Annotated in this window: 13 protein-coding genes and 1 riboswitch; of the genes, 11 read left to right on the forward strand and 2 right to left on the reverse strand. The window is 36.0% G+C overall.

What is annotated here, in order from left to right; genetic code table 11:
- The first annotated feature begins 50 nt into the window (after positions 1 to 50).
- The 6 genes from NYE52_RS07200 (at position 51) to NYE52_RS07225 (ending at position 7,510) form a co-directional block, all read left to right on the forward strand.
- Positions 51 to 749: an SDR family oxidoreductase gene (locus tag NYE52_RS07200; RefSeq protein WP_341192452.1), complete on the forward strand. Its 699-nt coding sequence runs from the start codon at positions 51 to 53 to the stop codon at positions 747 to 749.
- A 193-nt stretch (positions 750 to 942) separates the two neighbouring features.
- Complete coding sequence (locus NYE52_RS07205) at positions 943 to 1,800, forward strand: GNAT family N-acetyltransferase (RefSeq protein WP_341192453.1); 858 nt, start codon at positions 943 to 945, stop codon at positions 1,798 to 1,800.
- 37 nt (positions 1,801 to 1,837) lie between these two features.
- Positions 1,838 to 3,445: a PucR family transcriptional regulator gene (locus NYE52_RS07210; protein WP_341192454.1), complete on the forward strand. Its 1,608-nt coding sequence runs from the start codon at positions 1,838 to 1,840 to the stop codon at positions 3,443 to 3,445.
- Positions 3,446 to 3,569: 124 nt separating this feature from the next.
- A complete protein-coding gene (locus NYE52_RS07215; protein WP_341192455.1) occupies positions 3,570 to 4,844 on the forward strand; it encodes a cytosine permease in 1,275 nt (424 codons plus the stop codon).
- A 23-nt stretch (positions 4,845 to 4,867) separates the two neighbouring features.
- Positions 4,868 to 5,956: a DUF917 domain-containing protein gene (locus NYE52_RS07220; RefSeq protein ID WP_341192456.1), complete on the forward strand. Its 1,089-nt coding sequence runs from the start codon at positions 4,868 to 4,870 to the stop codon at positions 5,954 to 5,956.
- Between the two features lie 3 nt (positions 5,957 to 5,959).
- A complete protein-coding gene (locus NYE52_RS07225) occupies positions 5,960 to 7,510 on the forward strand; it encodes a hydantoinase/oxoprolinase family protein (protein ID WP_341192457.1) in 1,551 nt (516 codons plus the stop codon).
- A 32-nt stretch (positions 7,511 to 7,542) separates the two neighbouring features.
- Here the strand turns inward: NYE52_RS07225 and NYE52_RS07230 are convergent, their stop codons facing one another.
- The gene (locus NYE52_RS07230; protein WP_341192458.1) at positions 7,543 to 7,755 is read right to left on the reverse strand and encodes a helix-turn-helix domain-containing protein; all 213 of its coding nucleotides are present in this window, start codon (positions 7,753 to 7,755) and stop codon (positions 7,543 to 7,545) included.
- Positions 7,756 to 8,038: 283 nt separating this feature from the next.
- Here NYE52_RS07230 and NYE52_RS07235 point away from each other — a divergent pair, with 283 nt between their 5' ends.
- From NYE52_RS07235 to folE, 5 genes are all read left to right on the forward strand, one after another.
- Positions 8,039 to 8,929: a CPBP family intramembrane glutamic endopeptidase gene (locus NYE52_RS07235; protein ID WP_341192459.1), complete on the forward strand. Its 891-nt coding sequence runs from the start codon at positions 8,039 to 8,041 to the stop codon at positions 8,927 to 8,929.
- Positions 8,930 to 9,039: 110 nt separating this feature from the next.
- Positions 9,040 to 9,082, forward strand: a riboswitch (PreQ1 riboswitch).
- 53 nt (positions 9,083 to 9,135) lie between these two features.
- Positions 9,136 to 9,795 carry a 7-cyano-7-deazaguanine synthase QueC gene (gene queC, locus NYE52_RS07240; RefSeq protein ID WP_341192460.1) on the forward strand — a complete coding sequence of 220 codons (660 nt, stop codon included), beginning with the start codon at positions 9,136 to 9,138 and terminating at the stop codon, positions 9,793 to 9,795.
- A gap of 4 nt (positions 9,796 to 9,799) precedes the next feature.
- On the forward strand, positions 9,800 to 10,282 hold the full coding sequence (gene queD / locus NYE52_RS07245) for a 6-carboxytetrahydropterin synthase QueD (protein WP_341192461.1): 483 nt from the start codon (positions 9,800 to 9,802) through the stop codon (positions 10,280 to 10,282).
- Complete coding sequence (gene queE / locus NYE52_RS07250; protein WP_341192462.1) at positions 10,275 to 11,003, forward strand: 7-carboxy-7-deazaguanine synthase QueE; 729 nt, start codon at positions 10,275 to 10,277, stop codon at positions 11,001 to 11,003. The genes queD and queE overlap by 8 nt, the downstream gene beginning before the upstream one ends.
- 32 nt (positions 11,004 to 11,035) lie before the next feature.
- Positions 11,036 to 11,599, forward strand: coding sequence for a GTP cyclohydrolase I FolE (folE, locus tag NYE52_RS07255; protein WP_341192463.1), 564 nt, complete (start codon positions 11,036 to 11,038; stop codon positions 11,597 to 11,599).
- Between the two features lie 917 nt (positions 11,600 to 12,516).
- Here folE and NYE52_RS07260 read toward each other — a convergent pair.
- Complete coding sequence (locus NYE52_RS07260; protein WP_341192464.1) at positions 12,517 to 13,908, reverse strand: L-cystine transporter; 1,392 nt, start codon at positions 13,906 to 13,908, stop codon at positions 12,517 to 12,519.
- Between the last annotated feature and the right edge of the window lie 133 nt (positions 13,909 to 14,041).

Raw genomic sequence — 14,041 nt, forward strand, 5'->3', positions numbered from 1 at the left:
GGTGTCAATCTAAAGTTCGTCTATGCTGATAAAGAATGGGAGGATAAGGAATGAAAATTGTTCTTACAGGAGCTAATAGAGGATTAGGGATTCATCTTGCTAGAACAGCTTTGGAAAGAGGTCATACTGTCCTTGCGGGAGTTCGAACGGTCGCAGAAGATGCACCTATTAATCGATTGAAAAAACAATATCCAGACAGAGTTTATACCTATTTTCTCGATGTTACAGACGAAAATTCTATTGCAAAAGCCGCTGAATTAGTAGCAAACGATGTTAGTTCCATTGATGGGATTATTAATAATGCAGGAGTATTAACAGAACGAGGAAAAGCAATAGAAGAGTTGGATTTTGATAATGTTCAATTTACGATGGATGTCAATGTATTAGGACCGATGCGAGTAATGAAACATTTTCTACCCCTTTTATATAATGGGAAAAAACAAGCCATCATCAATATCTCTTCAGAAGCAGGAAGTATTCAAAATGCCTATGGAGGAGACTTTCCTTATGGTATTTCGAAAGCGGCACTGAATATGTTTACTGTTCAATTATCAAGCTATGTAAAAGACAAGGACATTGCCGTATATGCCGTCCATCCTGGCTGGATTAAAACAGATATGGGTGGGGAAAATGCAACAGGTTATCCAGAAGATTCAGCAAATGGTATCCTTGATATTTTGGAAGGAAAGATAGACATAACTAGCGAACTAGGATTTATTGATTTTACTGGGAAAGAAATGAAAATTTAATAGATAGAGGATGGATCAGGAGTATTTTGCGTGTGCTAAGATACTTCTGATTTTTTTTGTAAAAGCTGACTAGCTAATTCTTAAAGGCGTTTGATTAAAACAGAAAAGAAAAAATCCCCACTGATGGAAGTTACCGATTATAATAGAAATACTATTTATAATTTTCAGTTGATTTAAAAGGAAGGAGTATGGAATGAATAACGAAAAAATAATAACGATGCAACAGTTAAATAAATCCCATATGAATGACTTGCTTTCCTTAGCTACTATTGTTGGCTGGGATTACGACGAGGAAGAAATTCAAACTCTACTCGTTTCCGGTACTATGTATGGTCACATAACGGAAGAAAAAACTGTAATAGCCTGTGCTGCTATTATTCCGTATGGAGCAAATTTAGCATCTATCGGCATGGTAATTGTTCACCCAGATTTTCGAGGAAGAGGACTTGCGAAAGCATTACTTATTAAGTGCATGGAGCAAACGACAAAAAATAGAGCAATAATGTTAATTGCTACAGAACAAGGAAAACCTGTATATGACAAATTGGGTTTTAAAAATTATAGCCATGTAACAAAGCTTCTTGGGAAAGGAAATCACATCAAGATAGAATTAGACGGCTATTCCATAAATCCATTAGAGAAAACAGATGTGGAAGAAATGCTTGTATTAGACCAAGCGGCATTTGGAAGTTCAAGAGTGGTATTTCTAGAAAATAGAATAAAACAAGCAAAAGACTCCCTTGTATTAAAGAATCGAAAAGGCGTAATTGTTGGATATGCTCTTACTGTAAAAAAACCTAGTAATCTAGTTATCGGTCCAGTCGTAGCACAAGATGATGAACAGGCAATGCTCCTAATTCAGACAATCATTGCAAACAATCAGGGAAGCACAAGAATAGATGTAATAGAAGGAAAAAATACAATAATAAAAGAGCTACAAAAGCTAGGGTTTCAAATAGCAAATCGCCCTCCGGTAATGGTAAAAAATATCGAAGCATTTCCAAATAGAAATAATAGCTTATATGCGATTGCGGCACAGGCTTATGGATAAGAAATGATAGTGTGGCAAATAAGAAAGAGGTTTTTGCATGAGTATAAAATTAGAAGAGCTATTAAAGCTTCCATCCTTGCGAGAGGCTAAGGTGATTGCAGGGAAAGAAGGGGTATCAAAGCTCGTCTCATCTATATCTGTTTTAGAATATACGGAAGTCGATTCGTTAAAGGAAGATTTGTTTAATAATGATGAGTTTTATGGCAGTGAAATTGTCATTTCTGCTTTAATTATGATTAAAGATGATGTAGAGGCACAATGTAGAACAATCGAACATTTGCATAAGGTTGGTGAAATAGGCTTAATTTTATATTATGTTGGCGTCTTTTTGCCAAAAATTGATGAAAAAGTCATTCAATTAGCAGATAGCCTTGGTTTTACTTTAATTGTGATGCCGGAAAAGGAGATGTCTTTAAGATATAGTGAGGTTATTTATGAGGTCATAGAATCGATTGTAAAGAACGATATGACATCAACTAGTTTTGTTAGCGAGATGGTTGAACAAATTTCAGGGGTACCCCTTCAGCAGAGAAATATGGATACAGTATTGAAAATTTTAGCTGACCGAACACGTTCATCTCTCGTCTTAGCAAATAAAAATAATCAGGTTATCCATGCCGTTACATGGCCAAGAACGAGTACAATGGATATCTTTCAAACAGTTGATCAATATAATGAGATGGCTATAGACGAAGTGTATAAGGAAGAAAGGGAGGCGCTGCAGCCTTTATTCCTTTCAAAAAAGGTAATAGCACAAGAAGGAATCGCTTCTATGAATTTATATATAATTAAGGAAAAAGATCCATTCGATCGTGAAACTGCTACCCAATTAGCGGAAGTCGTGCAAGTATTTATAAATTTATGGGGAAAGCATTATGATGAAATAAGTACAGCAGAATTAATGAAGGCAATAATGAATGATGAAAGTGTGAAAATGCGACGCCTGGCAAACATTTTAAATATAGATGTATCAGCTATTCATATGATGTGGTTAATGGAAGTTGATAATGGGGTGGAGCAGGAAAAACAGCTACAGAATGTAAAAGAATTCATTAAGCAAAATTTTCATGTGTCATTAGTTGATTATTACCATCAAAAGCTTGTTATCTTATTAGACAATTCTGTCATACAGGAGGATTCCTTCCAGTCGGCTAATCGATTACTAGATTGGTTGAAGGAAGACGAACAGTCATTTACGCTAACAATTTGTCAGAATATGAATAATACAACAGATGTTCAGCAAGCATATTTAACCTGTAGTGAACATACTAAGATGGCGAAAATTATCTATCCCAATAAAAAGATTTTTACGCTTCAAGAAATTAACTTTGCAAGAGATTGCTATTATTTAATAAATGGTGGGGAACTGGCGATCGAAAAAGCACTTCAGCCACTTTCGTCTATTATGGGACAGGCAAATCAAGCAGAAGAACTTATAAGTACATTGACGGTATATTTGTTAGAAGGAAATAATCGCTTTCAAGAAACTGCAGACATCCTATATTTACATAAAAATACGATTAAATATCGTGTCCAAAGGATAGCTGAAATTCTTAAATATCCCGTTACGAAATCTCCTGAAATTTTTCAATTATATAAAGCAGTTGCGGTTTATCGAATGTTATTGCAGATAAAAGAGAATTAAAACAGAAAAAGAGCTTTTTTGTTCATTTAAACAAAAAATGCTCTTTTTATTTTTCCAATCAGCTAAATACATACTGGGTAGTTATCGTTATAATAAGCAATAATTACATATAGGAGGCATGAAAATGAGTGATAAAAGGGATGTGAATCAAGAAACACAATCTTGGCAGAGTTTGGCGTTTTTGTGGACAGGATCTATGATTTGTGTACCTAGTTTATTAATTGGTGGCACATTAGTAAGTGGGATGCCTTTATGGGAGGCAATACTTGTTGGATTATTAGGTTATGGAATTATTGTAGTTTTAATGATATTTCAAGGAATTCAAAGTAGTGACGTTCACAAGCCAACAGTTAGTGTAGCTTCCCAAGTTTTTGGAGAGCAGGGATCAAAGAAAATTATTTCCATAATCCTTGCAATAGCATGTCTAGGATGGTTTGGTATACAAGCTAATGTATGTGGCGTAGCATTTTCCCAATTTTTAAGTGTATATGGGATAAATCTACCCGTACCAGTTTCTTCTCTCATTTGGGGAATAATAATGCTAGTATCAGCAATTTACGGCATTAAAATACTGAATATTCTTAATTATGTTGCAGTCCCCATTTTGCTTGCTGTTTGTATCTATGCAGTAACGGTTTCTTTAATGGGCGATGGGATGAATCAGATTACAACATATGTTCCTGCTGGCTCGATGTCTTTCTTATCTGGTTTGTCCATTACAATTGGTTCTTTCGCATTAGGGGCAGTTATCGCAGGTGATTATTCTCAATATGCAAAAAAACGAGGAGATGTTAGTAAGGCTGCACTTATTGGAATTTTACCGTCTGGTGTTTTAATGATTACAGTTGGCGCGATATTGACGCTTACAGCTGGTACGGCTGATATTACAAGTGTATTTACTGAATTAGGATTACCTGTTTTAGGAATTATCGCACTTGTTTTAGCAACCTGGACAACAAATGCCGTAAATGCCTTTTCAGGAGGTATAGCGATAATAAATGTATTTAATATTTCCAAAAAGAAAGAGCGTATGGCAGTAGCCATTGCAGGTGGGGTAGGAACACTTCTTGCAGTAGTAGGAATATTAGATTATTTTGTTCCCATTATGTCTGTTCTTTCTGCTATGATTCCTCCTGTTGCGGGAGTAATGATTGCATCTTATTGGGTTATTCATAAAGGTGATAAAACGAAATGGTCTAGTATAGAAGGAGTAAATACTCTTGGCGTAATTTCTTGGTTAATTGGTGCAGCCATTGCTGGTATTCCGGTGATTTTTTCCTTTTTCCCAAGCTTGCCACAACTTCCAAATCAGCCATTGATTGGGATGGTCATTTCCTTTGTCTTTTATTTAGTCGCAAGGAATATGATCATACAAAAACAAGTTTCAATTAATCAATAATACGAACAACTGGAGGTAGCAACATGCGATATCTAAATGAGGAAGCGATTGAAAATATAGCAGTAGGTGCAGCGTTTTTAGGTACTGGCGGTGGAGGAGATCCCTATATCGGGAAGATGATGGCCCTTTCTGCCATAAAAGAAAATGGACCGGTACAATTATTATCGCCTGAAGAAGTAGGAAATGATGACTTTTTTATTCCGGCAGCAATGATGGGAGCACCATCTGTTTTAATAGAGAAATTTCCAAAAGGGGATGAATTCGTCCGCGTATTTCAAAAGCTAGGTCATTATTTAAATAAAGAAGTAAAGGGTACCTTTCCGATGGAGGCAGGTGGAGTCAATTCGATGATACCTATTGTAGTTGCTGCACAATTAGGATTGCCGCTAATTGATTGTGACGGGATGGGACGCGCATTCCCAGAGCTACAAATGGTAACCTTCCATCTAAATGGTGTTTCTTCTACACCAATGGCTATTACAGACGAAAAAGGAAATATCGGCATTATGGAAACAATTGATAATAAATGGACAGAACGGATTGCAAGAGTAGCAACTGTGGAGATGGGAGCAAGTTCTTTAGTAAGTATCTATCCTTGTACGGGAGAACAGCTGAAAAAATATAGTGTGAAAAATATCATCACCCTGTCTGAACAAATTGGACAAATTATTCGTTCTAATAGTGAGGATGAAACAATCAAATTAAGAGAACTATTAGAAATTACGAATGGATATCATTTATTTGATGGAAAAATTACTGATGTGGAGAGAAATACGAAAGGCGGATTTAATAGAGGTTGCGTAACACTAGATGGATTAGAACAATATGCGGGTGAAAATGTACAAGTATTTTTTCAAAATGAGAACTTAGTAGCTCAAAAAAATGGAAAACCCATTGCGATGACACCTGATTTAATTTGTTTAGTAGATTTAGAGACATTAAATCCTATCACGACTGAATCTTTAAAGTATGGAAAAAGAGTAAGAGTGCTAGCATTACCTTCTGATCCACAATGGAGGTCAGAAAAGGGGATTGAAACAGTGGGACCAAAGTATTTTGGCTATGATCTTTCCTATACACCATTAGAGGAACTTGTGAGAAAGGAAGTGTAATAGATGTATAAAGTTGGTATTGATGTTGGAGGAACGAATACAGATGCTGTTATTCTTGATGAAAAGTTAAACTTAATTCATCAAGTCAAAATGCCTACAAGTGAAGATATAGAGTCAGGGATTGTTTCTGCTTTAAAAAAAGTATTAGAGGAATCCGGGATTAATCGAGAAAAAGTGACGCATGCGATGTTAGGAACTACGCAATGTACCAATGCAATTGTAGAAAGAAAAAAACTAGCAAAAGTAGGTGTTATTCGCCTAGGATATCCTGCAACCGCCTCTGTCCTTCCTTATACCGCTTGGCCAGAAGAAATGGTAACTGTTTTATCGGGTGAGTATCGCTTGGCTGGTGGTGGATATGAGTATGATGGTCAAGTGCTTTCTCTTTTTTCAGAGGAAGAAATACGGGGGATTTTGAGAGAATGGAATGGGGAAGTAGAAGCAGTTGCTGTTGTTGGGGTCTTCTCTTCCTTAAAAAATGATCAGGAACTTCGAGTTGCAGAGTTAGTGAAGGAAGTGATGGGAGAAGAAATCCCTGTTTCTTGTTCTTCCATGATTGGTTCTGTTGGGTTAATAGAAAGAGAGAATGCAACGATATTAAATAGTGCTTTATTTAAGGTTATTGCAATGACAAGCAATGGGTTTGAGAATGCGTTAAAAGAAGAGGGAATAAATGATGCACAAGTATTCCTCTGTCAAAACGATGGAACGTTAATGTCGATTGATTATGCTCGTAAATATCCGATTCTAACAATTGCTTGTGGTCCAACAAATAGTATTCGTGGAGCGTCCTATTTAGCAGGGATTAAAGATGCAATGGTACTAGATGTAGGGGGAACAACGTCGGATATTGGGGTGCTAACTGGTGGTTTTCCTCGTGAATCTTCACTCGCTGTTGATGTAGGTGGAGTACGTACAAATTTCCGCATGCCTGATATAATATCTATCGGATTAGGTGGAGGAAGTATTGTCCGAGAGGTAAATAATGAAGTAACGATAGGACCAGACAGTGTAGGCTATCGAATTACGGAAGAAGCCCTAGTATTTGGTGGTAATACACTTACGACAACAGATATTGCAGTGCGTTTAGGAGTAGCAGTGGTAGGTAATCCAGAATTGGTAGCCCATATTGATGAAGCATTTGCTAAACAAGCCTATGCGAAAATAGCTGTAATGACAGAAGAAGCAATTGATAAAATGAAGACGAGCAATAATGATACAACTGTCGTTTTAGTAGGTGGTGGAAGCATTATTATTCCAAGACAATTAAATGGAGTGAAAGAAATCATTCATAATGAGAATGGTGCAGTTGCAAATGCGATTGGCGCATCGATTTCTCAAATAAGCGGACAATATGAGCAAATATATATTTATTCCCAGATTTCTCGTGATGAAGCACGGATAGATGCGGAAGAAAGAGCGAGGCAACAGGCTATTTTAGCAGGTGCGAAAGTAGAAACAATTGAGCTTGTAGAAATAGAAGAAATACCGTTAGCATACCATCCAGGCAATGCTACAAGACTACGAGTGAAAGTAGTAGGAGAGCTAACATAAAAGAGACAAGAAGAAAGAGAAAATGATTTTGGTCATTTTCTCTTTCTATTAATGTGCGCAATTATATCCGACTTAAAAAAAATTCTTTCTTTGGAGCCAACTTTAACAGGTTCTAAAATCCCCTTTTTCACACAGTCATGGATATATTGGCGAGTGCAGCCTAATAATTCGGCAACCTCTGAGGTGGAAACTAACTCACTTTGTAAAAACCTTCGCAGTTCCATATCATTTTCAAATTGAATCATGAGAATCGTTCCAATCTTTTTTAAAATTTATTTTGTAGTACTAAGTCTATACCCAAAAACAAAACAAATAATTCACTTGTCTATCTTTTTATAATGGTAATTTAAAAAGTGGCTGTATTAGAATCTTGGATTTTGCAGAATAAACTTGTTAGTATCATCAATATAATAAGGTTGATGCTTTCTAATTTGATAGAAATACACATCTGTGAAAGCATATATTTTCCAGCTGGAAATAGATATAATGATGAGGGAAATGAAAATTCAAAAAGTATGGAGGAGAATGATGTTTAAAAATAGGATGGGGAAGGTAAGGTCGGGCTGGATCATTTTGCTAGCTTTAGTAGCAACGTCACTTATTCAATCGTTATTAATGGTGCCTGGAATGATTTATCCTATAATGAAGGAATTGCTAACAAATCCAAATGGATTTAACGGAAATGTAGACGAACTTACAAATAATTCGCCTTGGTTCATGCTTTTCACACAAGGATTAGGATTAATTGGCGGAATTGTTATGTTATTTATTTTATGGCGTTTTGTTAATAAGAAAAGAATTTCAGAAATGGGATTTAAAAATTTTTCTACTGATTTTATCACTGGACTAGGAATGGGAGCATTATCCATCATTATTATATTCTTTATTCTATTGGCCACAAAGAATATAGAGATGGCTAATTCCTTTGGTTCACCCGATTTTTCTGCTTATACGATTTCCTATCTTCTGTTTTTTATTTTAGTAGGTTTTTCTGAGGAACTGACATTTAGAGGATATATAATGTCCACGCTAGCGGATAACGGTAATTCTAAAACGGTCGTATATATCCTATCATCGCTTATTTTTGGCATTGCACATATATGGAATCCGAATGTGGCCATCTTTGGAATCGTGAATATTTTTCTAGTGGGGCTGCTGTTTGCTTATATGTATGATAAGACAAAAAGCCTATGGATGCCAATTGGCTATCATATTACGTGGAATTATTTCCAAGGAAATGTGTTTGGCTTCCCAGTTAGTGGTACGACACCACATGGTATGTATGGCATTGACGTTTCTATGGGAAATGATTGGTTAACAGGTGGTTCCTTTGGTCTAGAAGGAGGATTTCTGGCGACATTGATGATTGCTTGTGGCTTTTTAATAACTAAATTATATACAAAGAGAAGTTTGGAATAGTGTTCATTTCAATCTTGTTCAGAGAAAAAGTGATATTCTAATAGAATAATTGTTAAATTTACGTTATAATAAGTCGAGTTAAAATAATAGTATAGCAAAATCCGTATATTACGGTGGAGGTTCTAGCTACCCTCTTTAAAAAACTAAGAAAAACAGGACTGCTTTCTTAGTAGTGCTGTTTTTTCTATATGAAGGAGTTTTTAGAAATGAAAAATGAAAAAGCGGTTGTTGTATTTAGTGGTGGTCAAGATAGCACTACCTGTCTATTTTGGGCAATGAAAAACTTCAAAGAAGTAGTAGCTGTAACATTTGACTACAATCAAAGACATATTACAGAAATTGAATGTGCGAAGAAGATTACCGAAGAGCTTGGCATTAAGCATCATATTCTTGATATGTCCCTACTAAATCAGCTTGCGCCAAATGCTTTAACGAGAGACGATATTGCAGTTGAAGAAGGAAAAGGTGGAGCATTGCCTTCTACATTTGTTCCTGGACGCAATTTATTATTTATGTCATTTGCGGGTGTGTTAGCTAGCCAGATTGAAGCAAAGCATATTGTAACTGGTGTTTGTGAAACAGACTTTAGCGGATATCCAGACTGTCGTGACATTTTTATTAAATCATTGAATGTAACATTAAATCTTTCCATGGATAATCAATTTGTCATTCATACTCCACTAATGTGGTTAAATAAAGCAGAAACATGGGAGCTAGCAGATGAGCTAGGAGCCTTTAATTTTGTTCGAGAAAAAACATTAACATGCTATAACGGCATTGTTGCTGATGGCTGTGGAGAGTGCCCTGCTTGTAAGCTCCGTAAAAATGGCTTGGATGAATATTTAGCTGTTCGAAAGGGGCTATAATTAGATGCATGACTTTCGAATTGTAGAGAAACTGCAAAAGTTTGGAGAAGACATTTCTTCTAAGCAATTAAAATATCATCATAAGCGTGTCATGGTAAGTAAAGAATTCACTTTTGATGCAGCACATCATTTGCATGCCTATGAAGGGAAATGCATGAATCTTCATGGACATACGTACAAGGTTGTTTTTGGGATTAGTGGTTATTTAGATGATCGTGGATTAATGATTGATTTTGGTGATATTAAGAAGATTTGGAAAAACGATATAGAAATTTATTTGGATCATCGCTATTTAAATGAAACACTGCCACCAATGAATACAACAGCAGAAAATATCGTTTATTGGATTTTTGAAAAGATGGAAGAAGCATTGAGCAAGGATGAAATGAAGCAAGCGGATAATGGGGCAAGAGTAGAATTTGTTCGTCTTTATGAAACTCCTACTAGTTTTGCAGAAATGAGACGGGAGTGGATGGAGAATGAGTAAGGTTCCTGTTATGGAAATATTCGGACCGACGATTCAAGGAGAGGGAATGGTCATTGGTCAAAAAACGATGTTTGTTCGTACAGCAGGCTGTGATTATTCCTGCGCTTGGTGTGATTCTGCTTTTACCTGGGATGGTAGTGGTAAAGAGCTAATCAAGCAAATGCAGGCAGAAGAAATTTGGGATGAGCTGGTTCGTTTAGGTGGTAATGGTTTTTCTTTTGTCACTCTTTCTGGCGGAAATCCGGCTCTATTGAAAAATCTTTCCTTTCTGGTAGATTTATTAAAAGAAAAAGAAATAAAAATTGGCCTTGAAACACAGGGAAGTAGATGGCAGGATTGGTTTGTGGATATTGATGAACTGACTATTTCACCTAAACCACCAAGCTCGAAGATGAATACTGATTTTGACATATTAGATTCGATTATGCAAAGATTAAGAGATGCAAATCGAAGTAATCATATTAGTCTAAAAGTAGTTGTATTTTCAGACGAAGATTATGCATATGCGAAGAAGGTTCATCTTCGTTATCCAGATGTTCCATTTTTCCTGCAGGTTGGTAATGAGGATAATAAAACGGTCGATAACGCGCAATTAGTCGAGCAATTACTAACTAAATATGAATGGCTGATTGATAAAACAATGCTCGATAATGAATTTAAAAATGTAAAGGTACTTCCACAGCTACATACGTATATTTGGGGAAATAAGCGTGGAGTGTAGATAAACGGGAAGGTATTTAGGAGGATTTTGGGATGAGTAAATTTAATACTCCTCAAATAGAGGAGGCAATTCGCTTATTATTAGAAGCAGTTGGAGAGGATCCAAATAGAGAAGGATTATTGGATACTCCAAAACGTGTAGCAAAAATGTACGAAGAAGTTTTTTCAGGTCTAACAATTGATCCGAAAGAATATTTTGAAACGATTTTCCATGAAGACCATGAAGAATTGGTATTAGTAAAGGATATCCCTTTTTATTCGATGTGTGAGCATCACTTAGTTCCTTTTTACGGAAAAGCACATGTAGCTTATATTCCTAAGGGAGGAAGAGTCGCTGGATTAAGTAAGCTTGCAAGAGCAATTGAGGCAGTTTCGAAGCGACCGCAATTGCAGGAGAGAATTACGTCTACTGTTGCAGATACTATGATGGAAACGCTAGAGCCACATGGAGTAATGGTTGTTGTGGAAGCAGAGCATATGTGTATGACGATGCGTGGAGTGAAAAAGCCTGGTGCTAAAACAGTTACTTCTGCTGTTCGTGGTGTTTTCCAAACAGATAGTGATAAGCGTGCAGAAGTTTTTGCGATGATTAAATAGGCTCATATTTGTATTAAATTTTTGGGAAAATCCTGTTATTAGCAGGATTTTTTTTATTAACTTATATTTTTTTTAAGCCTTGCATAATACGAATACAGAAGGGGAGGGAGAAATTAAAGGGTTAAGGGAATAGGAAGAGGGCTTATATAGAGAATATTTTGCAAGGGATAGAGCGTTTGATGAATATGTATCAATCTTTGGTTCCCTAGTATATGGATTGAACCTGAGAGACATTAGTATAAGTTAAGGACACTGGATAAAATGGGAGAAAACCAATTCAGATGAGATTATTTATAATTTTTCTGCACAAGTAGAGTATCAAAAAGGTTTCTACGGACTTCTCTTACCGTCTGTATAGCAATGATGTCAATTCTTCTGTCCTTTGCAGTGCCGTTTTGAGAATAGAGGGTTTCGAGAGGGTCCGCACTTATCGGTTGGGGTAAAAGGGAAAGCACCTGAGTAAATAGACGGAAAATTTTCGCTTATTTAGTAATTATTATTAAAAAAGGCTTAAATAGACGGAGAGATTCCGCTTATTGACTTGAAAAATGGGAAAAAGGGAGAGTTTGCTTTGCATAATCGGAAAACCTTCCCTTATTTGCCACAAAATAAGCACTATTTTGCATTTAACCGGAAAACCTCCGCTTATTTCCCTTTAGTCGGTTACTCGATTCAGGACAAAACATCTTATTTAAAAGGCAATGAGTCAAAGAGATTTTCATTTTAATGCATGATGATGAACGGTACTAAAAGTAAGGGAGGCTTTATATAAATAAGGATTTTGCATTCAAAATAAAGAAACTCGCCAATGGCGAGTTTTCCTATTTTATATACCAATAACAATGTCAAATCGGCACCCATTTTAAGAAAAGTACCTCAAAAGCAACTCTTTGTTAAAAGGAGCCTTGCTTTTTGTTTTACGCAATATTTTCAGAAGCGTCAATATCATTAGACTGATACTGCTTTGTATCTAATTCACCAAGTGTTTTACTTGTTACAACACCGGAAACCATTGATCCACTTACGTTTAGAGCAGTACGTCCCATATCAATTAGTGGTTCAACTGAAATTAATACCCCAGCTAAAGCAACTGGTAGGTTTAAAGTAGAAAGAACGATTAATGTTGCAAAAGTTGCTCCTCCACCGACTCCAGCTACCCCAAAAGAACTGATCATAACAACAATAATTAAGGTTGCGATGAATGAAGGGGATAAAGGATTAATCCCTTGTGTTGGTGCAATCATGACTGCAAGCATTGCTGGATAGATACCGGCACAACCATTTTGACCAATGGATACTCCAAAGGATGCAGAGAAGTTTGCAATCGATTCAGGTACACCTAATTTATTTTTTTGTGCCTCAATATTTAATGGCATTGTTCCAGCACTTGTGCGGGAAGTGAATGCAAATGTTAGAACTGGCCACACCTTTTTCACATATTGTTTTGGACTTAGTCCCATAATAGCAAGAATGATTAAATGAACAATAAACATCGCAATTAACGCAACATATGAAGCAATAACAAATTTACCTAGCTTTACTATGGCATCGAAGTTACTTCCTGCAACAGTTTTAGCCATAAGTGCAAGGATTCCATATGGAGTTAATCGTAATACTAATGTTACAATACGCATCACTACTGTATGTAAAGCTTCAACAATCTTTTGGAAGAAAGCAGCTTGCTCTGGATTTTTTCTTTTAATACCAAGGAATGCAACCCCAACAAATGCTGCGAAAATAACTACCGCAATTGTAGATGTTGGTCTAGCTCCTGTTAAATCTTGAAATGGGTTAGCTGGTAAAAAGCTAAGAATTTTTTGTGGTACAGTCGTGCTTTGTACTTCTCCTAAAGTTTCTTCTAATTGTTGTCCGCGAAGAATTTCAGCATCGCCAGCACTTACATCAATAGCCTTTAAGTCAAATCCAGCTGTTGTAGCAATTCCGATTCCAGCAGAAATGGCTGTAGTAAGTAAAAGTGTTCCAATTACAAGACCACTGATTTTCCCAAGATTAGCTGATTTTTCAAGCTTTGTGAATGCTGCAATAATCGAAATAAAAACTAGCGGCATAACAATCATTTGCAATAACTTTACATATCCGCTTCCGACTAAACCAAACCAATCATTTGTAGTTGTGATTACTTCAGAAGTAGGAGCATAAATCAATTGTAGGATAGCCCCGAATAAAACCCCAAGTCCTAATCCTGTAAACACACGTTTGGAAAAGGAAATATGTTTCTTTTGCATGTAGAAAAGAACGCTAAGCAAAATAAGTAAGATAACAATGTTTAAAATAACAAAAAAATTCAATGGGATGTCCTCCTTTAATGTTTTTAATTCCAATAGGTTAAATAGGGATTAAATAAATTCTTTAAAATGTTACCATCATTTATTGAGTTTGTAAACATTAATTTAAAAATCAAGGGGACATTTTTTTAGAAAA

Origin of the sequence: Niallia sp. FSL W8-0635 (assembly GCF_038007965.1) — a bacterium.
Classification (GTDB): domain Bacteria; phylum Bacillota; class Bacilli; order Bacillales; family Cytobacillaceae; genus Niallia.

Bases quoted from the DNA above. Each gene is read 5' to 3' on its own strand.
- NYE52_RS07200 (WP_341192452.1), top strand. From the start codon at position 51: ATGAAAATTGTTCTTACAGGAGCTAATAGAGGATTAGGGATTCATCTT.
- NYE52_RS07205 (WP_341192453.1), top strand. From the start codon at position 943: ATGAATAACGAAAAAATAATAACGATGCAACAGTTAAATAAATCCCAT.
- NYE52_RS07210 (WP_341192454.1), top strand. From the start codon at position 1,838: ATGAGTATAAAATTAGAAGAGCTATTAAAGCTTCCATCCTTGCGAGAG.
- NYE52_RS07215 (WP_341192455.1), top strand. From the start codon at position 3,570: ATGAGTGATAAAAGGGATGTGAATCAAGAAACACAATCTTGGCAGAGT.
- NYE52_RS07220 (WP_341192456.1), top strand. From the start codon at position 4,868: ATGCGATATCTAAATGAGGAAGCGATTGAAAATATAGCAGTAGGTGCA.
- NYE52_RS07225 (WP_341192457.1), top strand. From the start codon at position 5,960: ATGTATAAAGTTGGTATTGATGTTGGAGGAACGAATACAGATGCTGTT.
- NYE52_RS07230 (WP_341192458.1), bottom strand. From the start codon at position 7,755: ATGATTCAATTTGAAAATGATATGGAACTGCGAAGGTTTTTACAAAGT.
- NYE52_RS07235 (WP_341192459.1), top strand. From the start codon at position 8,039: ATGTTTAAAAATAGGATGGGGAAGGTAAGGTCGGGCTGGATCATTTTG.
- queC (WP_341192460.1), top strand. From the start codon at position 9,136: ATGAAAAATGAAAAAGCGGTTGTTGTATTTAGTGGTGGTCAAGATAGC.
- queD (WP_341192461.1), top strand. From the start codon at position 9,800: ATGCATGACTTTCGAATTGTAGAGAAACTGCAAAAGTTTGGAGAAGAC.
- queE (WP_341192462.1), top strand. From the start codon at position 10,275: ATGAGTAAGGTTCCTGTTATGGAAATATTCGGACCGACGATTCAAGGA.
- folE (WP_341192463.1), top strand. From the start codon at position 11,036: ATGAGTAAATTTAATACTCCTCAAATAGAGGAGGCAATTCGCTTATTA.